The following is a 19,457-nucleotide window of genomic DNA, read 5'->3' as shown; positions in this document are numbered from 1 at the left end:
CGGCCCGATCTCTTCAAGGACGACATGACCCAGCACCTCGCCGACGCACTCCCCACCTCCACCGGCACCGCGCCCGGCTGGTGGAGAGAAGCGGTGATCTACCAGGTCTATCCGCGCAGCTTCGCCGACTCCAACGGAGACGGCATGGGGGACCTCGAAGGGATCCGCAGCCGACTGCCCTACCTCAAGGAGCTGGGCGTCGACGCCGTCTGGCTCAGCCCCTTCTACGCCTCCCCGCAGGCCGACGCCGGCTACGACGTCGCCGACTACCGGGCCATCGACCCCATGTTCGGCACCCTCCACGACGCCGACGCCCTCATCCGCGAAGCCCACGGCCTCGGCCTGCGCATCATCGTCGACCTCGTCCCCAACCACTGCTCCGACCAGCACGAATGGTTCAAGCAGGCACTGCGCGAAGGCCCCGGATCCCGGCTGCGCGAACGCTTCCACTTCCGCCCCGGCAAGGGCGAGAACGGCGAACTGCCCCCCAACGACTGGGAGTCGATCTTCGGCGGGCCCGCCTGGACCCGCGTCGCCGACGGAGAGTGGTACCTGCACCTCTTCGCCCCCGAGCAGCCCGACTTCAACTGGGACCACCCCGCCGTCCAGGACGAGTTCCGCTCCATCCTGCGCTTCTGGCTCGACCTCGGCGCCGACGGCTTCCGCGTCGACGTCGCCCACGGCCTCGTCAAGGCCCCCGGCCTGCCCGACCTCGGCGCCAAGGACCAGCTCAAGCTGCTCGGCAACGACGTCATGCCCTTCTTCGACCAGGACGGCGTCCACGAGATCTACCGCTCCTGGCGCCGCATCCTCGACGAGTACGAAGGCGACCGCGTCCTCGTCGCCGAGGCCTGGACCCCCACCGTCGAGCGCACCGCCCGCTACGTCCGCCCCGACGAGATGCACCAGGCGTTCAACTTCCAGTACCTCACCAGCGACTGGGAGGCCGCCGCGCTCCGCGAGGTCATCGACGGCTCCCTCGCCGCGATGCGCCCCGTCGGCGCGCCCACCACCTGGGTGCTCTCCAACCACGACGTCACCCGGCACGCCACCCGCTTCGCCAACCCCGCCGGCCTCGGCACCCAGCTGCGCGAGCCCGGCGACCGCGAACTCGGCCTGCGGCGCGCCCGCGCGGCCAGCCTGCTCATGCTGGCCCTGCCCGGCTCGGCGTACGTCTACCAGGGCGAGGAACTCGGCCTGCCCGACGTCACCGACCTGCCCGACGACGTCCGCCAGGACCCGTCCTTCTTCCGCGCCGCCGGACAGGACGGCTTCCGCGACGGCTGCCGCGTCCCCCTCCCGTGGTCCGGCACCGAGGCCCCCTACGGCTTCGGCACCGGCGGCAGCTGGCTCCCGCAGCCCGACTCCTGGGCGGAACTGAGCGTCGAGGCCCAGACCGGCGACCCGTCCTCCACCCTCGAGCTCTACCGCACCGCGCTGCGCCTGCGCCGCGACCACCCGGACCTGGGCGCGGGCGAGTCCGTGGACTGGCAGGAGGCACCGCAGGGCGTGCTGGTCTTCCGCCGCGGGGACTTCCTGTGCGCGGCCAACACCACGGGCGCGGCCGTACCGCTCCCCGTCACCGGCGAGCTCCTGCTGTCCAGCGGCGAGCCGGTCCAGGGCGGGCTGCTGCCGGCCGACACCACGGCGTGGTGGCAGGTGACGTCGGGGTGACCTCCCCTCTCCGGTTGACGGACATCGCCGCGCAGGCCCAGGTCAGCGAGGCGACGGTCAGCCGTGTGCTCAACGGCAAGGCGGGCGTCGCGGCCGGCACCCGGCACAAGGTGCTGGCCGCGATGGACCTGCTCGGCTACGAACGGCCCGTACGGCTCAAACGGCGCAGCAACGGCCTGGTCGGCCTGCTGATCCCGGAGCTCACCAACCCCATCTTCCCCGCCTTCGCCCAGGTCATCGAGCAGGCCCTCGCCGGCCACGGCTACACGCCGGTGCTGTGCACGCAGACCCCCGGCGGAGCCACCGAGGACGAACTGGTCGAGCAGCTGGAGGAACGGGGCGTCACCGGCATCGTCTTCCTGTCCGGCCTGCACGCCGACGCCCACGCCGACCCCGCCCGCTACCAGCGCCTCGCCGCGCGCGGGCTGCCGTTCGTGATGATCAACGGGTTCAACGAGCAGGTGAACGCCCCCTTCATCTCCCCCGACGACCGGGCCGCCGCCGACATGGCCGTACGGCACCTCCAGGACCTCGGGCACCAGCGGATCGGACTGGCCATCGGGCCCACCCGCTACGTGCCGTCGGCCCGCAAGGAACAGGGCTTCCGCGCCCTGGTGCCCGACGCGGAGGAGCAGGGGCTCATCCAGCGCACCCTCTTCACGGTCGAGGGCGGCCACGCCGCGGGCGGCGCCCTCCTCGACCGCGGGTGCACGGGCATCGTCTGCGGCAGCGACCCCATGGCGCTCGGCGTCATACGGGCCGTCCGCGAGCGGGGCCTGCGGGTGCCGCAGGACGTGTCGGTCGTCGGCTTCGACGACTCGCCGCTGATCGCGTTCACCGACCCGCCGCTGACGACCGTACGCCAGCCGGTCCGCGCCATGGCGACGGCCGCGGTCGGCGCGCTGCTGGAGGCGGTGTCGGGCACCCCGGTCCAGCGCACCGAGTACGTCTTCCAGCCGGAGCTGGTGGTACGCGGGTCGACGGGTCAGGCGCCGGTGGGCTAGGGGCCGTCGGGGGGCCTCCACCCCCGCGGCCCCACCACCCCGCGCCGGCGGCCGCCCACCCACCTCCCTGCGTCGGGGTGGTGTGGGGGAGCGGGGGCTTCGGCGGGGCGGGATCAGAGCAGTGCCGGGAACCCCCCAAAGGAACGGGCCGGAGCATCCTTTCCGAGACGAGGGAGCGTCCCGTCCCGGGCGGAGCCCGGGACGGGAACGCCTCAGATCGCTACGCGCTTTTCCAGGAGAGCGGCTGCGAGCCCCCGTGGCCGGGCATAGGCCGCCCGCGATCGCTACGCGCTCCGCTGCGATGGCGACTGCGAGCCTCTTGGGCTGGACGTAGCCGCCTGCGATGGCGGCGTGCTCAGCCGGATGCGGCGGACAGCACCACGTCCACGAGCCTGTCCGCCGCATCCGGCCGACCGTGTGTCCGGGCCCGCTGCGCCATCGCCGTCCGTCGGGCGGGGTCGGTCAGGAGCGGGCCGACCGCGCTCTGGAGCACAGGGCCGGTGACATCGGCGAGCAGCGCCAGTGCCGCTCCCGCGTCGGCCAGGTGACGGGCGTTGTGGGCCTGCTCGTTCCCGGCCGACGTGGCGAGCGGGATGAACACCGCGGGCTTGCCGAGCGCGGTCAGCTCTGCCAGGGTGCCGGCTCCGCTGCGCGACACCACGACGTCGGCCAGCGCCAGCACGTCAGGAAGCTCGGGCCCGAGGAACCCGGTCAGGTGGTAGCGGCCGGCGAGGACCGGGTCCAGCCCGGCGGCGGCCGACCGGAGTTCGTCCACGTTCGCCGGACCACACTGGTGGACCACGTTCGCGTGCGTCAGGAGCCAGGGCAGAACCTCACGGACGACACCGTTGATCTGCTGCGCGCCCTGCGCGCCCCCGGTGACGTACACCGTCGGCAGACGCCGGTCGAACCCGTACAGGCCCAGCGCCTCAACCGCCTTGTCCGCGTGTCCGCCCAGTACCTCCGGCCGCACCGGGTTCCCGGTGACGACCGCACGCCCACGTACCTCGGCCGGCAGCAGGTCAAGCGAGGACTCCGAGGACACCGCGATCCGCGTTGCCGAACTCGCGAGCTTCCGGTTCGCCAGACCCAGCCGGACGGTCTGCTCGTGCAGGACCAGCGGGACGCGGCACAGCCGAGCGGCCAGCCCGGCCGGGACCGCGACGAACCCGCCGGTGGCCAGGACCACGTCCGGCTGGAAGTCCGACACGATCGACCGGGCCTGAGCCACGCCGAGCGGTACCCGGGCCATGTCCTTCACGTTCGCGGCGGACAGCATCTTGAGCGGATTCGACGACCGGCGGATCTTGCCCGTGGCCACCGTCCTGAACGCGATCCCCTCCGCCGGGGCTACACGTGCTTCGAGCCCGTCCGCCGTGCCGATCCAAAGGACGTCCAGCGTGCTGCCCGCATCTGCGAGGCGGCCTTGCAGGGTACGGATCGCCGTCAGGGCCGGGTAGGTGTGACCGCCAGTGCCTCCGCCCGTCACGAGGAGCCGGAACGAACGCGGGAGCACGGGGGAACTGTTCACCCCACGCACCCTACTGGCTGCCCAGCCAATCACGCTGAAGGACGTCGGACGCGCGACGGAGCGCCTGCCGTGCATCGCGCTCCGCCGCGCGGACGGCCCTTCCGCGCAGCCAAAGGGAATCCAGGACCCGCTGGTCCTCACTGACCGCCCCACCCCCGAACTCCCCCCGCCCCGGCCGGAGTCCGGCCCCGGGGACGGCGGAGGACACGCCTCGGAAACGATTCTGCAATCTCTTGCGCAAACTCTTGCAGGCCTTCTACCTGGCCCCTACGGTCGCTCCAATCCCCACACCTTCCGCCAGGAGGCCCCCGCATGCCTGCCAGAGCCGTCAGAGCTGCAACCCTTTTCGCCACCACCGCACTTGCCGCCTCCGCCCTCACGGCCCTCGGGCCGCAGGCCGCCGCCGCACCCCCCGGCGAGAAGGACGTCACGGCCGTCCTCTTCGAGTGGCGCTTCGACTCGGTCGCCCGGGCCTGTACCGATTCCCTCGGCCCCGCCGGGTACGGCTACGTGCAGGTCTCGCCTCCCCAGGAGCACGTCCAGGGCAGCCAGTGGTGGACCTCGTACCAGCCCGTCAGCTACAAGATCGCCGGCCGGCTCGGTGACCGGGCCGCCTTCCAGGCGATGGTCGGCGCCTGTCACGCGGCGGGCGTGAAGGTCGTCGTCGACTCCGTCATCAACCACATGGCGGGCCCGGCGGACGCGGGCGCCACCCTCACCGGAACGGGCGGCTCCACGTATACGAAGTACTCCTACCCGGGCCTCTACTCCGGCGCGGACCTGGACGACTGCCGCGCCACCATCTCCAACTACCAGGACCGCACCAACGTCCAGAACTGCGAACTCGTCCAGCTCGCCGACCTCGACACCGGCGAGGAGTACGTGCGCGGGCGCATCGCCGGCTACCTCAACGACCTCCTCTCGCTGGGCGTCGACGGCTTCCGCATCGACGCCGCCAAGCACATGCCCGCCGCCGACCTCGCCAACATCAAGTCCCGGCTGAGCAACCCGTCCGTCTACTGGAAGCAGGAGGCGATATTCGGGGCCGGGGAGGCGGTGTCGCCCAGCGAGTACCTGGGCAACGGCGACGTCCAGGAGTTCCGCTACGCGCGCGACCTGAAGCGGGTCTTCCAGAGCGAGAACCTCGCCTACCTGAAGAACTTCGGCGAGGCCTGGGGCCACATGGCGAGCGGCAAGTCCGGGGTCTTCGTCGACAACCACGACACCGAGCGGCTCGGCGACACCCTGAGCTACAAGGACGGCTCCTCCTACACCCTCGCCAACGTGTTCATGCTGGCCTGGCCCTACGGCTCGCCGGACGTGCACTCCGGCTACGAGTGGAGCGACAAGGACGCCGGCCCGCCCAACGGCGGCACGGTCAACGCCTGCTACAGCGACGGCTGGAAGTGCCAGCACGCCTGGCGGGAGATCTCCTCCATGGTCGCCTTCCGGAACACGGCGCGCGGTCAGGGCGTCGTGAACTGGTGGGACAACGGCGGCGACCAGATCGCGTTCGGCCGCGGCTCCAAGGCGTACGTCGCCCTCAACCACGAGGGCTCGTCCCTGACCCGCACCTTCCAGACCTCGCTCCCGGCCGGCGACTACTGCGACGTGCAGAGCGGCCGCGCGGTCACCGTCGCGTCGGACGGCCGGTTCACCGCCACGCTCGGCGCGGGCACGGCCCTCGCCCTGCACGTGGGGGCCCGCACCTGCTCGGGCACCCCGGCCGGTTCCGCCGGAGCCTCCTTCGCGGTCAACGCGACCACGGCCGTGGGCCAGAACATCTTCGTGACCGGTGACCGGGCCGAGCTCGGCAACTGGAACACCGGCGGCGCCCTGAAGCTCGACCCGGCGGCCTACCCCGTCTGGAAGCTCGACCTCGGCCTCCCGGCCGGCACGTCCTTCGCGTACAAGTACGTCCGCAAGGACGCCTCCGGGAACGTCACCTGGGAGAGCGGCGCCAACCGTACGGCCACCGTCCCCGCGAGCGGCAAGGTCACGCTGACCGACACCTGGCGCAGCTGAGCCGCCGCCCCCACAGACCAGGGCCGCCCGGCACCACCGTCCCTGCCACCGCCGGGCGGCCCGCAGCCACGCGACACGTACCCAAGGAGACCCGCCTTGATACGCCCTGCCGCAGGAGTGCTCGCCGCCGCCCTGGCCGTGACGCTCCTGCCCGCCCTCCCCGCCGCGGCCGCGGCGAGGCCGCCCGCTCCGCCCTCGGACGCGAAGCTGGCCTCCGAGCCCGCGCGGCACGACCTGACCCGGGAGCAGTTCTACTTCGTGCTCCCGGACCGCTTCGCGAACGGCGATCCGCGCAACGACCGGGGAGGTCTGACCGGCTCGCGCCTGGAGACCGGCCTGGACCCCACCGACAAGGGCTTCTACCAGGGAGGTGACCTCAAGGGGCTCACCGACCGGCTCGACTACATCAAGGGGCTCGGCACCACCGCCATCTGGATGGCGCCGATCTTCAAGAACCAGCCGGTGCAGGGCAAGGGCGACGACGTCTCCGCCGGGTACCACGGCTACTGGATCACCGACTTCACCCAGGTCGACCCGCACTTCGGCACCAACGCGGACCTGGAGCGGCTGATCGACAAGGCGCACGCCAAGGGGATGAAGGTCTTCTTCGACGTCATCACCAACCACACCGCGGACGTCGTGGACTACCGGGAGGCGTCCTACGGCTATCTGTCGAAGGGGGCGTTCCCCTACCTGACGAAGGACGGGGTGCCGTTCGACGACAAGGACTACGCCGCCGGGAAGGCGAAGTTCCCGAAGGTGGACGGGGAGTCCTTCCCGAGGACCCCGTTCGTGCCGGACGCGAAGAAGAACGCCAAGGTCCCGGGCTGGCTCAACGACCCGACGATGTACCACAACCGCGGGGACTCCACCTTCGCCGGCGAGTCCTCCGAGCAGGGCGACTTCTTCGGCCTCGACGACCTGTGGACGGAGCGTCCCGAGGTGGTCGACGGGATGGAGAAGATCTACGAGAAGTGGGTGCGGGACTTCGACATCGACGGCTTCCGCATCGACACGGTCAAGCACGTCAACACGGAGTTCTGGACGCAGTGGGCGACGGCCCTCGACGCCTACGCGGCCGAGCGCGGGCGGGAGGACTTCTTCATGTTCGGCGAGGTCTACTCGGCCGACACGGCCGTCACCTCCCCGTACGTGACGCGGGGCCGCCTCGACGCCACCCTCGACTTCCCGCTCCAGGACGCGATCCGCGCGTACGCCTCGCAGGGCGCGCAGGCCTCCCGGCTGGGCTCCGTCCTGGCCGACGACTACCGGTACACCACCGACAAGGCCAACGCGTACGAGCAGGTCACCTTCCTCGGCAACCACGACATGGGCCGCTTCGGGACCTTCCTGAAGCAGGACCGGCCGGAGGCGGGCGAGCAGGAGCTGCTGGACCGCTACCGGCTCGCCAACGAGCTGATGTTCTTCTCGCGCGGCAACCCGGTGGTCTACTCCGGCGACGAGCAGGGCTTCACCGGGGCAGGCGGCGACAAGGACGCGCGCCAGCCGCTGTTCGCCACCCGCGTCGCCGACTACCTGGACGACGACCAGCTCGGCACGGCGCGCACGCACGCGGCCGACGCCTACGACCCGGGGCACCCGCTCTACCGGCAGATCAGCGCCCTCTCGAAGCTGACGAAGGCACATCCGGCGCTGCGCGACGGCGTCCAGAGCGAACGCCTCTCCGACGGCTCCGTGTACGCGTTCGCCCGCACCGACACCAGGACGCGCACCGAGTACCTCGTCGCCGCGAACAACGGCACCGCGTCCCGGACCGTGGAGATCGACGCGCCGGCCGGCAGCCAGTACCGCACCCTCCACGGCGGGACCGCCCTGCTGCGCGCCTCGGCCGCCGGCAAGCTCACGGTCGTCGTCCCCGCCCTCGGCAGCGTCGTCCTCCAGGCCGTGGCCCCCGCCGCGAAGCCGGCCACCGGCCCGGCGCTGACCCTGAAGGCGCCCGCGCCGGGCGCCACCGGCACCGTGGAGCTGTCCGCGGACGTCACCGGCGGCGGTCTCAACCGGGTCGTCTTCGCCGCGCAGACCGGCAACGGCCGGTGGCAGGTCCTCGGCTCCGCCGACCACGCCCCGTACAAGGTCACCCAGCACATCGACGCCGGGACCCCCGCGGGGACCGCCCTGCGCTACAAGGCCGTCGCCGTGGACTCCGCGGGCCGCACCGCGAGCGCCATCGCCGCCTCCGCGACCGGCCAGGCGCCGCCCCCCGAGGTCCCCACGGCCACCCAGCGGGACTACGCGGTCGTCCACTACAACCGCCCCGACGGCGACTACGACGACTGGCGCCTCTACGCCTGGGGCGATCTTGCGGACGGCGAGGCCACGCCGTGGCCCGAGGGCCACGCCTTCACCGGCCGTGACGCCTACGGCGCCTTCGCGTACGTCAGGCTCAAGCCCGGCGCCTCCTCCGTCAGCTATCTCGTCATCGACAAGAACGGCACCAAGGACGTCGCCGCCGACCGCAGCATCGACGTGACGAAGACCGGCGAGATCTGGCTGGAGCAGGGCAAGGAGCCCGCCCGCACCGAGCGCCCCGCCCACCCGCCGCAGGACCAGGGCAAGGCCGTCCTGCACCACCAGCGCTCCGACGGCGCCTACGACGGCTGGGGCCTGCACGTCTGGACCGGGGCCGCGACGCCGACCGACTGGTCCAAGCCGCTGCTCCCCGCCCGCTTCGACTCCTTCGGCGCGGTCTACGAGGTCCCGCTCGCCCCGGGAGCCACCAGCCTCAGCTACATCCTGCACAAGGGTGACGAGAAGGACCTCCCCTCGGACCAGTCCCTGGACCTGAAGGCCACCGGCCACGAGGTGTGGACGCTGGGCGGCCGGGAGAAGTACCTCCTGCCGCAGCCCGCCGGATCCGCCGCCGCCCTCGACCTCACCAAGGCCGAGGCCGTCTGGATCGACCGCGACACCGTCGCCTGGAACGCCCCCGCGGCCGCCGCCTCCGTGCAGCTCCTCGCCTCCCGCGAGGGCGCCGTCAAGGCCGCGAACGGCACCCTGACCGGCGCCGCCCCGTGGCTCCGGCTGCACCGGACCGAGCTGACCGCCGCCCAGAAGCAGAAGTTCCCGCACCTGGCCGCGTACGCCGCGTTCACCGTGGACCCGCGCGACCGGGACCGCGTGCGGGAGGCCCTGCGCGGCCAGCTCGTCGCCTCGGCCCGGGCCGCGAACGGTGCCGTCCTCGCCGCGACCGGCGTCCAGCTCGCCGGGGTCCTCGACGACCTGTACGCGACGACCGCCGCCCTCGGCCCGGTCTTCAAGGACGGCCGGCCCACCCTCTCGGTCTGGGCGCCCACCGCCCAGCAGGTGGCCCTCGAACTCGACGGCCGCACCGTCGCCATGCGCCGCGACGACGCCACCGGCGTCTGGTCGGTGCGCGGCGAGCGCTCCTGGGCCGGCAAGCCCTACCGCTACGCGGTGACCGTCTGGGCCCCCAGCACCCGCCAGGTGGTCCGCAACCTGGTCACCGACCCCTACTCCACCGCCCTCACCGCGGACTCCGTGCACAGCCTGGTCGTCGACCTGGCCGACCCGAAGCTGGCGCCGCCCGGCTGGAAGTCGCTGCGCAAGCCCGCTGCCGTCCCCTTCACCTCCGCGCAGATCCAGGAGCTGCACATCCGCGACTTCTCCGTCGCGGACCGCACCAGCGCCCACCCCGGCCAGTACCTGGCCTTCACCGACACCGGTTCGGCGGGCATGCGGCACCTGCGCGCCCTCGCCGAGGCCGGCACCTCGTACGTGCACCTGCTGCCCGCCTTCGACATCGGCACCGTCCCGGAGAAGGCGGCCGACCGCACCGAGCCCGCCTGCGACCTGAAGGTCTACGCCCCGGACTCCCAGGAGCAGCAGGCGTGCGTGGCGGCCGCCGCCGCCAAGGACGCCTACAACTGGGGATACGACCCGCTGCACTACACGGTCCCCGAGGGCGGCTACGCCAGCGACCCGAACGGCACTGCCCGCACCGTCGAGTTCCGCAGGATGGTCCAGTCGCTGAACGGCGCCGGCCTGCGCACGGTGATGGACGTGGTCTACAACCACACGGTCGCCGCCGGGCAGTCGGACAAGTCGGTCCTCGACCGCATCGTCCCCGGCTACTACCAGCGCCTGCTGGCCGACGGCTCCGTGGCCACCTCCACCTGCTGCGCCAACACCGCGCCCGAGAACGCCATGATGGGCCGCCTCGTCGTCGACTCGATCGTCACCTGGGCCAAGGAGTACAAGGTCGACGGCTTCCGCTTCGACCTGATGGGGCACCACCCGAAGGCCAACATCCTGGCCGTACGCGCCGCCCTGGACGCCCTGACCCCCGCCAAGGACGGGGTCGACGGCAAGCGGATCGTCCTCTACGGGGAGGGCTGGAACTTCGGCGAGATCGCCGACGACGCCCGCTTCGTGCAGGCCACGCAGAAGAACATGGCGGGCACGGGCATCGCCACCTTCTCCGACCGGGCCCGCGACGCCGTCCGCGGCGGCGGCCCCTTCGACGAGGACCCGCGCGTCCAGGGCTTCGCCTCCGGACTGTTCACGGCCCCGAACGCATCGCCCGCCAACGGCACCCCCGCACAGCAGCGGACCCGGCTCCTGCACGCCCAGGACCTGATCAAGGTCGGCCTCTCCGGCAACCTCGCCGCGTACACCTTCACCGACACCACAGGCCGCCGGGTCAAGGGCTCCGAGGTGGACTACAACGGCGCCCCGGCCGGTTACGCGGCCGCCCCCGGGGACGCCCTGGCCTACGCCGACGCCCACGACAACGAGACCCTCGCCGACGCGCTGACCTTCAAGCTGCCGGCCGGGACGAGCCCGCGCGACCAGGCCCGCATGCACGTCCTGGCGATGGCGACGGCCACCCTCTCCCAGGGCCCGGCCCTCTCCCAGGCGGGCACCGACCTGCTGCGCTCGAAGTCCCTGGACCGCAACTCCTACGACAGCGGCGACTGGTTCAACGCCATCCACTGGGACTGCCGCGACGGCAACGGCTTCGGGCGGGGCCTGCCCCCGGCCGCCGACAACGCCCCGAAGTGGACGTACGCCAAGCCGCTGCTGACCGGCCCGGCCCCCGGCTGCGCCGAGATCGACGCCACCGCCGCGGCCCACCGCGACCTGCTGAAGATCCGTACCACGGAGCCGGAGTTCGCCCTCACCACGGCGGGGGCGGTGCAGTCCTCGCTGGGCTTCCCCCTCTCCGGCACGGACGAGACCCCGGGTGTGATCACCATGACCCTGGGCGACCTCGTGGTCGTCTTCAACGCCACCCCGCAGACGCAGACGCAGCGCGTCCCGGCCCTCGCCGGCACCGCCCACCGCCTGCACCCGGTCCAGGCGGCCGGGGCCGACGCCACGGTCCGGCAGTCCGCCTTCGACCGGCAGAAGGGAGAGTTCACCGTCCCGGCCCGCACGGTCGCCGTGTTCACACGGCGTTGAGCCGGTCCAGCCGCTTCTCCAGCAGGATCACCCCGTAGATCCTGCCGTCCTTCCCCTCCTTGTGGGGGAACTCCCCGACCACCCGGTAGCCCGCACCTCGGTAGTACGTGAGCAGCCGGGGGTTGGTGGAGACGCAGTCCAGCCGCGCCCGTTCCCGGCCGGTCCCGGCGACGCGCCGCTCGGCATGTTCGAGCAGCCGCCGCCCGGTTCCGGCGGGGGCGGTCTCGCGCGCCACCATCAGCCGGTGCACGTAGCCGGCCACGGGCGGCTGGACGCCCCAGGCGTCCTCGTCGGACCACCACAGCTCGTAGGCGCCGCAGACCCGGCCGTCGGTGTCCGAGCCGATCCAGACCTCGCCGGAGCGCATCACCGCCCGGAAGTGCGCGGCGTCCTTCTCCCCGGGCTTCCACTGGTCGATCCCGTGCTTGCGCATCCAGCGGGCAGCCTGGTCGTACAGCTGCACCAGGGTGCCGGCGTCCTTCTCCTCGGCCTGCCGGAACAAGATCCCGTCGTCAATGATCACGCGGGCATTATGGCCACACGCAAGATCACCGCGGGGCGGGCACCCCGCCCGAGACGAGCACCGCCAGCCGGGTCGCGAGCTCACCGAACGGCCCGTCCGCCGGCTCGTCGGCGAGGATCCGCACCAGGATGCCCGCCATCTCGGCGTCGTACGCGGCGCTGACCCCGGCCAGTGCCGCGAAGTCGTGCACCAGCTGGAGTTCGAGTTCGGCGCGCGGGATGCGGCGTCCGTCCAGCCAGATCAGCGCGGTGGACTCGGCGAGCGAGACCCAGGAGCGCACCACGAGTTCCATACGGGCCGGCGGGTCGTCGAGGCCGATGTCGAGGTGCGTGAGGATCTGCTCGTACGCGGCCTGCCGGACCTCGTCGATCATCGCGTTGGCCCGGCTGCTGCCGCCCGCCGGTCCGCCCCGCATGAGCGCGGAGAAGCCCGGCCCGTGGTCGTCCACGAACGCGAAGAACCGTCCCATGACCCGCAGCAGCCGCGCCCCGAGCGGCCCCTCCCGGGGTTCGACGAAGCGCTGCGCCAGGTCGTCGGCCGCCCGGCGCAGCGCGGCCTCGTACAGGCTCAGCTTGCCGGGGAAGTAGTGGTAGACGAGCGGCCGGGATATCCCCGCCGCCGCCGCGATCTCGTCGATCGACACGTCGTCGGGGGACCGGTGGCTGAACAGCTCCAGGGCGACCCCGATCAGCTGCTGCCGCCGCTCCTCGACACCCATCCTGCGTCGCACCCCGGTCGTCATGCGGAACACCCTACTGCGGAGCGGGAGGAGGCCCCGGTGCCGGAGGCGCGGTGCTCACAGGTCCAGGACGAGCCGGTCGTCCTCGGCGCGGGAGACGCACAGCAGCATGGAGTCCTCCCGTTCCCCGTCCGTGAGGAGTTCGTCGCGGTGGTCCACGGCACCCGCGAGGACCCGGTGTTGGCAGGTGCCGCAGAAGCCCTGCTCGCACGAGTACGGGGTGTCCGGCAGCTCCCGGCGCACCGCGGCCAGGGCGCTCTCGTCGGCGGCCACCTCCACGACCCGTTCGGAGCGGCGGAGTTCGATCGTGAAGGCCCGGGCGGGGCCGGGTTCCGCGGCCGGGGCGAAGCGCTCCAGGTGCACGGCGTCCGGGTCGGGGGCGGCCTCGGTGACGGCCCGCATGAGGGGTTCGGGGCCGCAGCAGTAGACGAGGGTGCCGGGCGCCGCCGCGGAGACCGCGGACAGGTCGGGCAGGCCCGTCTCGTCCTGCGGGAAGAGCACGACCCGGTCGCCGTGGGCGGCGAGTTCGTCCAGGAAGGGCATCGAGGCCCGGGAGCGGCCCCCGTAGAGGAGGGTCCACTCGGCGCCCGCCCGCGACGCGGCGCGCAGCATGGGCAGCACGGGGGTGATGCCGATGCCGCCGGCGACGAACACGTAGCGGGGTGCCGGGAGCAGCTCGAAGCGGTTGCGGGGCGGGCGCAGTTCCAGCTCGGTGCCCTCGGTCAGCCGGGCGTGCGCCTCGCGGGAGCCGCCGCGGCCGTCCTCGACCAGCCGGACCGCGATGGTGTACCGGCCGTGCTCGCCGGGGTCGCCGCACAGCGAGTACTGGCGTACCAGGCCCGAGGGGAGGGTGAGGTCCACATGGGCCCCGGGGGTCCAGGCGGGCAGGTCGGGGGCCTCCAGGACCAGCCGCAGCACGCCGTCCGCGGGCTCGGTGCGGGAGGCGATCCGGGCCCGCAGCGTACGGCGCGGGGAGTGCCCGGACACCGGTTGTTCCAGGGCGGGCAGGGGCCACAGCGGGGACCTGTCGATGCGCCGGCTCAGGGCCCGCCGGGCCGCCCAGGCCGCACCGGCGACCGCGGTGACCGCGAGGACGCGCCTCATGCCCGCACCCCGCCGTTCGCGCCGGGGGAGGTGGCCAGGTAGGCGACGGCCTGGGCCGTGGAGCCCTCCTGCGAGGGGTGGTAGGTGCGGGAGAGGTACTTCGGGATGGACTGCAGCATGGCGCCGGTCGAGGGGAGCACGCCCTGCCGGCCGGCGCGGACGAACTGCCCGAAGGAGGCCTTGCCGTCTACCAGGTGCGGGTCGTTCTCCATGAAGAAGCGCACGCCGCGCTGCCAGAGGAAGACCAGGGCGGAGAAGGCGGTCGCCCAGGTGCGGGCGCGGCGCCGGTAGCCGCCGTCGACGTGCATGAAGAGGTCGAAGGCCACCGAGCGGTGTTCGACCTCCTCGGCGCCGTGCCAGCGCAGCAGGTCCAGCATGGTGGGGTCGGCGCCGCGGCGGTCGAGGGCGTCGGCGTTGAGGACCCAGTCGCCGAGGAAGGCCGTGTAGTGCTCGATGGCCGCGATCATCGCGATGCGTTCCATGAGCCACCAGTGCCGGGCCCGGCCGGGCGGCAGGGTCCGGTCGCCGAGCAGCTTCTCGAACATCCAGTCCACCTGCGCGGTGTAGGGGGTGGGGTCCAGCCCCAGGCGCTTGAGGTGGGGGAGCACGTCGTCGTGCGCGGCGGCGTGCATGGCCTCCTGGCCGATGAAGCCCACGACGTCCTCGCGCAGGCGCTCGTCCGTGATGTGGGGGAGCGCCTGCTTGTAGACGTGGACGAACCAGCGCTCGCCCGCGGGGAGCAGCAGGTGGAGCACGTTGATCATGTGTCCGGCGAAGGGTTCGCCGGGCAGCCAGTGGAGGGGGGTGTCCTTCCAGCCGAAGGACACGTTCCGCGGCTTGAGGTCCACGTGTTCCGACGCCACGGGGGCGGGCGCGAGCGGCGTATTAGACATGGCGTCAATGTACTGATGGGTACAGGAGGTGAGAAGACCCCTGCGCCGAGTTCTCGCGCACGCCCCCGGGCCGGGGTCCTACTGGCCGGTGCGGCCGCTCGCCAGTGCCCATTCGCGGTTGAGGCTGCCCAGCGGGATGCGCCGCTCGAAGAGCGGGGTGCCGAACAGGGACAGCTGCAGCTGCAGGTTCCCGCTCAGGTCGAAGCCGCCGTACAGCGCCCAGGCGCCGCTGAGCGAGGTCTTGCCGTCGCTGGACGCGGTCGCCTTCGCGTCGGCCTCGCCGCGCAGGTACGGGGCGAAGTCGCCGGTGACGCCGACGGCGCCGTAGAGGCCGACCGAGGCCTCCGCGCCGATGGCGCCCTTGACCCGTCCGGCGGCGGTGACGCTCGCCCGCACCGGCGTGCTCTGCACGTTCGACGCGCTCACGGGCGTCCAGCCCTTGCCCACGGCGTAGCTGCCGCCGACCTTGAAGTCGCCCTTGACGTCCTGCTGGACCTCGACGGTGACCTTGCCGTCCGCCTCCACCTGGATGTAGCAGGTCAGGTCGAGGTTGACCACGACGGGCACCGGGCCGACCTGGATGACGGGGGAGCTGTGCAGCTTGGCGAACGGGATCCGCTTGGGCGCGCCCGTGCTCGCGGCGGCGCGGCCCTGCAGCTTCCACTGCGAGGACCAGTCGCCGCTCATCCCGAGGAAGGCGCCGCGCGGGCCCGGTGCGCCGCCGGGCGTGCCGTCGTACGCGAACTCCACCTGAGGGGCGAGCTGGACGAAGCCGGAGACGGAGGCGCCGGCCGAGGCGGGGGCGTCCGGGGCGGTGTCGACGGAGGCGTTCACGTCGAGCCGCAGGTTCCCGAGCGGCAGTTTGGCACCCTCGGGGCCGAACTTCAGGCCGTCGCTCTTGGCCCAGGAGAAGGTCACGCCCTTCATCAGGGGCTCGACGGTGACCGACGCGGGGTCGACGGGGACCTTGCCGTCGGCCTTGTCGTCGTTGAGGACGGAGGCCAGGGTCGTGGAGGCGGTCTTCACCTCGGTGCCGCGGTCGGTCTTTCCGACCACCTCGGTGACCTTGGCGAGCAGCCCGTTGGGGGCGCCGGGGGCCGGCGCGCTGGCGATGACGTCGCCCACGGCGACGGGCTTGTCGGCCCCGGGCCTGGCGGAGTCGGGCGGCGTGCTCGCCGTCTTCCCGGGCGAGGGGGCCTGGGAGGGGGCCTGCGAGGGCCCCTTGGAGGGCGCCTTGGGCGCGTCGGCTATGACGGCCCGTCCGCTCGCGGCGTCGTACGAGGCGACCTTCAGTGCGGACTTCTCGGTCCGCCCCTTCGCGTCGCCACGGGCCACGGCGGCGGGCGTGGACTCGCCCTGGGGTGCGGCGGCCACGTCGAGCTGCTGCGAGACGCCGTCGGCGGTGGGTGTCGGGGAGGTGGTGCCGGCCGGTTCGGCCGCGCCGGTGTGGGGTGTGGAGGAGCAGCCGGTGGCGGTGAGCGCGAGGGCGGTCAGGCCGGGGAGGAGGAGGCTGCGGGCAAGCGTGCGCACGTGGTGGACCTTCGAGGGGCGTGGGGTGTGGGGGATTACCGAACGGTAACCGGAACCGATCATGCCATGTGGGCACAGCGACCGTCATGTTCGGATCCCGCCAACTCCCTTTGGCCAGGCGGTGGTTGAACTTTCACCGGCTCGGCCGCCCCGGTCCGGGCCGGGCCCGCTAGCGCAACACCCCCGCCTTCGTACCGTCCGTCAGCTTCCCCGACAGGTCCACCTGCGCACCGGCCTGGGCCTTCACCGCCAGGCGGTTGCCGTTCGCCGAACCGTTCACGCCCCCGCCCGACACCGACAGCGACGCGAACTGCGCACTGCCCGCCGCCAGGACGTACCACTGGCCCGCCCGGGACTTCCACAGGACACCCGCCAGGACGCGCGGCTCCCTGGTCCCGCACGCCGCGGAACCCTCCGCCGCGGCCGCCTGCGCCGCCGTACCCGTGCCCGGTGCCAGGAACTGCGCCTGGACCCGGTCCGCCGCACCGTGCCAGGTCTCCGCCCGCGTGCACAGCCAGGCGGACGTCCCCTCGCCCTCCGGCAGCGGCTGCTTCGCGTACGTCCACGCGTTCACCGAACGCACCCCGTGCGAGCGGACGGAGGGCAGCAGACAGGCGATCCGCGACCAGTCCCCGAGCTCCGCGGCCTCCGTCACGTTCCGCTCCGCGCCCGGCGCGCCCGAGGTCAGCCGGGCCGGGGTCAGTTCGCCGAGGTCGGTGATCAGGCGGGTGGCGCCGTCACCGGTCAGCGCCAGGGCGTTCCAGCTCGTGCACTCGCCCTTCGGGGCCGGACCCGGGACCGGCGGGGTCACCCCGTCCGGCGTCGGCTTGAGCGCGGTGGGCGCGGCCGTGGGCCGGAGCAGGTCCCGCAGGGCCGCACCGGTGACCCAGGGCGCGGTCAGATAGCGGACGTTGCCGTCCACCCTGCTGAGCACGAGCGCGGCGGCCGTGTCCGCCGAAGCCCCGTCGGTCCGGGCGAAGTCGAGGGCCGCGCCCGCGGATCCGGTCCGCGGCTCGGCGTAGCGGACCACCCGCAGACCGTCGTGCAGCAGGACGACGACGGCCTGGTCGACGGCGCCCGCGTACAGCAGCTGCGCCGGCCCCATCGGCGGCCCGGCCGGGGTCCCCGGGGTGGCGGAGACCGCCACCGAAGCGCCCGGCCGGGCCCACACGGCCAGCGCCCGGCGCAGCAGCGCGGTGTCGTCGGCACGTTCGCCTCGGGCCGGCCAGGTGGAGAAGCCCGTACGGGAGGACGTCCGCCAGAGCGTGGGCGCGGCCCGCACCAGCTTCCCCGGATCCAACGCCTGCTCGGCCGCGGCGTTGCGCGCGTAGGGCGGGGCGGCCGCCCCGTCCGCACCCCAGCCCCCGCCCGGCAGCGCCAGCAGCGTCCCGCACACGGCGAGGGCCGCGGCGGCGGCCAGCGCCGCCCGGGTCAGGCGCCGCCGCCGCAGCAGGTCGGTCGGACGGGCCTGGAGCACGCACGGATCGAACTCGGGGGAGGCGAACAGGGCGTCGTCGGCCGGGTCGCCGGACTCCGCCACGGCGGCGGCCGGATCGGGCACGCCGGCCTCGTCGAGGACCCGGACCACCTCCGGCTCCGACAACCGCTCCACGGCCCGCAGCACGCAGGCGGCCCGCCCGGGCCCGTCCAGCGTGGCCAGCCACTGGTCGAGGGCGAGCTCCTCGGCCCCGCCCGCACGGGGGAACAGCCGCAGCCCCCACACCTGCGGCAGGGCCGGCGGGAGCTGGGCGCGCCGCGGCAGCGAGCGGAACGTCAGCGGGAGCCCGGCCTCCAGGGCGGCGCGCAGCACGCGCAGCCGGACGTAGGCGTAGCCGGAGTCGTCCACGCCGCCGCGCCGGCCCGGGACCCCGCCCTGCACGGCCGCGGCGCCCGCCGCCGCGTCCCGCCGCCCGCCGCGCGGCAGCGCCCGCTGCACCAGCGAATGGGCCGTGAGCACCCGGCGGTTGCGGCCGAGCGTGGGAGGCAGCACCAGGTAGGCGAGCCGCACCAGCCGCGGGTAGTGCTCGACGATGGCGGCCTCGGCCTGCTCGACGTCCGGCGGCACGGATGCGGGCGGCAGGGGGCGGGTGGCGGTGTCCGGCGCAGTCACGTTCAGCAGAACGAGCGAATCGTCGGATGGTCACCCGGCCGGCGGTCCGCCGGACGGGTCCGGGACGCTCCGGGGCGTCAGGCCACCAGGCGGTCCCGCAGGGCCCGGACCGTCTCGTCGGGGACGCCGAGACCCTCGCGCACGTACTTCTCCATGGAGCCGTAGCGGATCTCGACCTCGTCCAGGGCGGCCCCCAGGTAGGAGGGGAAGACGCCGATGAGGGCCAGCGCGATGTCCGGGTCGCCCCCGGCCGCCGTGAAGCCCTCGATCATCGGGGCGAAGGCCTGCCTGACCGCCGGATTGACCGAGAGGTACTCGTCCATCAGGGTCTCGTCGTCCGCGCCGAGCAGCGACAGCAGGACCGTCGCGCCCCAGCCGGTGCGGTCCTTGCCGGCGGTGCAGTGGAACAGCAGCGGACCCGCCTCGGCGTCGGCCGCCTCGGTGAGCAGGGTGCGGTAGGCCGCCTGCGCGGACCCGGTGTTCACGAAGGCGCGGTAGGTGTCGGCGAACAGCTTCTGCGCCTTGCCGCCGCCCAGGTGCTCCTCGGCCACCGCCGGGTCCGACATCAGGTCCTTGAGCTGGGCCGCGGCGGGCATCCTGCCCGCGCTCAGCTTGTCCGCGAGGACGTCGCCGACGAGCAGCCGGGCGCCCGGCGGTATGCGGTCGGGGTGGTCGGCGCGCTCGGCGTCGGTGCGGAAGTCGATGACGGTGCGCACGCCCAGCGCGGCCACCACCGGGTCGGCGTCCAGGTCCAGCCGGTCCAGCTGGCCGGAGCGCAGGACCAGGCCGGGCCGGACGGTACGGCCGTCGGCGAGCGGGGTGCCGCCGAGGTCGCGGAGGTTGGCGACGGTGGTGGAGGGGGTGGCGGTCATCGTGGCGGCT

At 73.3% G+C, this 19,457-nt stretch carries 12 protein-coding genes; 4 read left to right on the top strand and 8 right to left on the bottom strand.

What is annotated here, in order from left to right:
• Positions 1–24 precede the first annotated feature (24 nt).
• Complete coding sequence (locus tag ACPU2J_RS10265) at positions 25–1,674, top strand: glycoside hydrolase family 13 protein (protein ID WP_420080990.1); 1,650 nt, start codon at positions 25–27, stop codon at positions 1,672–1,674.
• Positions 1,671–2,678 carry a LacI family DNA-binding transcriptional regulator gene (locus ACPU2J_RS10260; protein WP_399313986.1) on the top strand — a complete coding sequence of 336 codons (1,008 nt, stop codon included), beginning with the start codon at positions 1,671–1,673 and terminating at the stop codon, positions 2,676–2,678. The genes ACPU2J_RS10265 and ACPU2J_RS10260 overlap by 4 nt, the downstream gene beginning before the upstream one ends.
• Before the next feature lie 355 nt (positions 2,679–3,033).
• On the opposite strand, the gene ACPU2J_RS10255 is transcribed toward ACPU2J_RS10260, so the two are convergent.
• Entirely contained in the window at positions 3,034–4,209 is a 1,176-nt protein-coding gene (locus ACPU2J_RS10255; RefSeq protein WP_420080991.1) for a UDP-N-acetylglucosamine--N-acetylmuramyl-(pentapeptide) pyrophosphoryl-undecaprenol N-acetylglucosamine transferase, read from the bottom strand.
• Positions 4,210–4,521: 312 nt separating this feature from the next.
• On the opposite strand from ACPU2J_RS10255, the gene ACPU2J_RS10250 reads away from it, so the two are divergent.
• Both ACPU2J_RS10250 and pulA read left to right on the top strand, forming a co-directional pair.
• Positions 4,522–6,234: a carbohydrate-binding module family 20 domain-containing protein gene (locus ACPU2J_RS10250; protein ID WP_420080992.1), complete on the top strand. Its 1,713-nt coding sequence runs from the start codon at positions 4,522–4,524 to the stop codon at positions 6,232–6,234.
• A gap of 96 nt (positions 6,235–6,330) precedes the next feature.
• A complete protein-coding gene (gene pulA, locus ACPU2J_RS10245; protein ID WP_423833115.1) occupies positions 6,331–11,676 on the top strand; it encodes a pullulanase-type alpha-1,6-glucosidase in 5,346 nt (1,781 codons plus the stop codon).
• Here the strand turns inward: pulA and ACPU2J_RS10240 are convergent.
• The 7 genes from ACPU2J_RS10240 to ACPU2J_RS10210 form a co-directional block, all read right to left on the bottom strand.
• Positions 11,663–12,199 carry a GNAT family N-acetyltransferase gene (locus ACPU2J_RS10240; RefSeq protein WP_420080994.1) on the bottom strand — a complete coding sequence of 179 codons (537 nt, stop codon included), beginning with the start codon at positions 12,197–12,199 and terminating at the stop codon, positions 11,663–11,665. The genes pulA and ACPU2J_RS10240 overlap by 14 nt on opposite strands.
• A 25-nt stretch (positions 12,200–12,224) precedes the next feature.
• Positions 12,225–12,941, bottom strand: coding sequence for a TetR/AcrR family transcriptional regulator (locus ACPU2J_RS10235; RefSeq protein ID WP_361603316.1), 717 nt, complete (start codon positions 12,939–12,941; stop codon positions 12,225–12,227).
• A gap of 54 nt (positions 12,942–12,995) precedes the next feature.
• The gene (locus tag ACPU2J_RS10230; RefSeq protein WP_423833114.1) at positions 12,996–14,042 is read right to left on the bottom strand and encodes a PDR/VanB family oxidoreductase; all 1,047 of its coding nucleotides are present in this window, start codon (positions 14,040–14,042) and stop codon (positions 12,996–12,998) included.
• Positions 14,039–14,935, bottom strand: coding sequence for a metal-dependent hydrolase (locus ACPU2J_RS10225; protein WP_365499619.1), 897 nt, complete (start codon positions 14,933–14,935; stop codon positions 14,039–14,041). The genes ACPU2J_RS10230 and ACPU2J_RS10225 overlap by 4 nt, the downstream gene beginning before the upstream one ends.
• Positions 14,936–15,013: 78 nt before the next feature.
• Positions 15,014–16,465 (bottom strand): hypothetical protein, encoded by a 1,452-nt coding sequence (locus ACPU2J_RS10220; protein WP_423833113.1) that lies wholly within the window; start codon positions 16,463–16,465, stop codon positions 15,014–15,016.
• 169 nt (positions 16,466–16,634) lie between these two features.
• Positions 16,635–18,575, bottom strand: coding sequence for a hypothetical protein (locus ACPU2J_RS10215; RefSeq protein ID WP_423833112.1), 1,941 nt, complete (start codon positions 18,573–18,575; stop codon positions 16,635–16,637).
• A 77-nt stretch (positions 18,576–18,652) separates the two neighbouring features.
• Positions 18,653–19,447 (bottom strand): tyrosine-protein phosphatase, encoded by a 795-nt coding sequence (locus tag ACPU2J_RS10210; RefSeq protein WP_423833111.1) that lies wholly within the window; start codon positions 19,445–19,447, stop codon positions 18,653–18,655.
• Between the last annotated feature and the right edge of the window lie 10 nt (positions 19,448–19,457).

This window comes from Streptomyces manipurensis, from assembly GCF_049570255.1.
GTDB lineage: Bacteria > Actinomycetota > Actinomycetes > Streptomycetales > Streptomycetaceae > Streptomyces > Streptomyces manipurensis.
The sequence above is the reverse complement of the archived record's forward strand: the minus strand, read 5'-3'. Positions and strand labels throughout refer to the sequence as shown.

What these genes read in the sequence shown, in the direction of transcription:
- ACPU2J_RS10265 (WP_420080990.1), top strand. Translation starts at nt 25, where the DNA reads ATGACCCAGCACCTCGCCGACGCACTCCCCACCTCCACCGGCACCGCG.
- ACPU2J_RS10250 (WP_420080992.1), top strand. Translation starts at nt 4,522, where the DNA reads ATGCCTGCCAGAGCCGTCAGAGCTGCAACCCTTTTCGCCACCACCGCA.
- ACPU2J_RS10235 (WP_361603316.1), bottom strand. Translation starts at nt 12,941, where the DNA reads ATGACGACCGGGGTGCGACGCAGGATGGGTGTCGAGGAGCGGCGGCAG.
- ACPU2J_RS10230 (WP_423833114.1), bottom strand. Translation starts at nt 14,042, where the DNA reads ATGAGGCGCGTCCTCGCGGTCACCGCGGTCGCCGGTGCGGCCTGGGCG.
- ACPU2J_RS10225 (WP_365499619.1), bottom strand. Translation starts at nt 14,935, where the DNA reads ATGTCTAATACGCCGCTCGCGCCCGCCCCCGTGGCGTCGGAACACGTG.
- ACPU2J_RS10210 (WP_423833111.1), bottom strand. Translation starts at nt 19,447, where the DNA reads ATGACCGCCACCCCCTCCACCACCGTCGCCAACCTCCGCGACCTCGGC.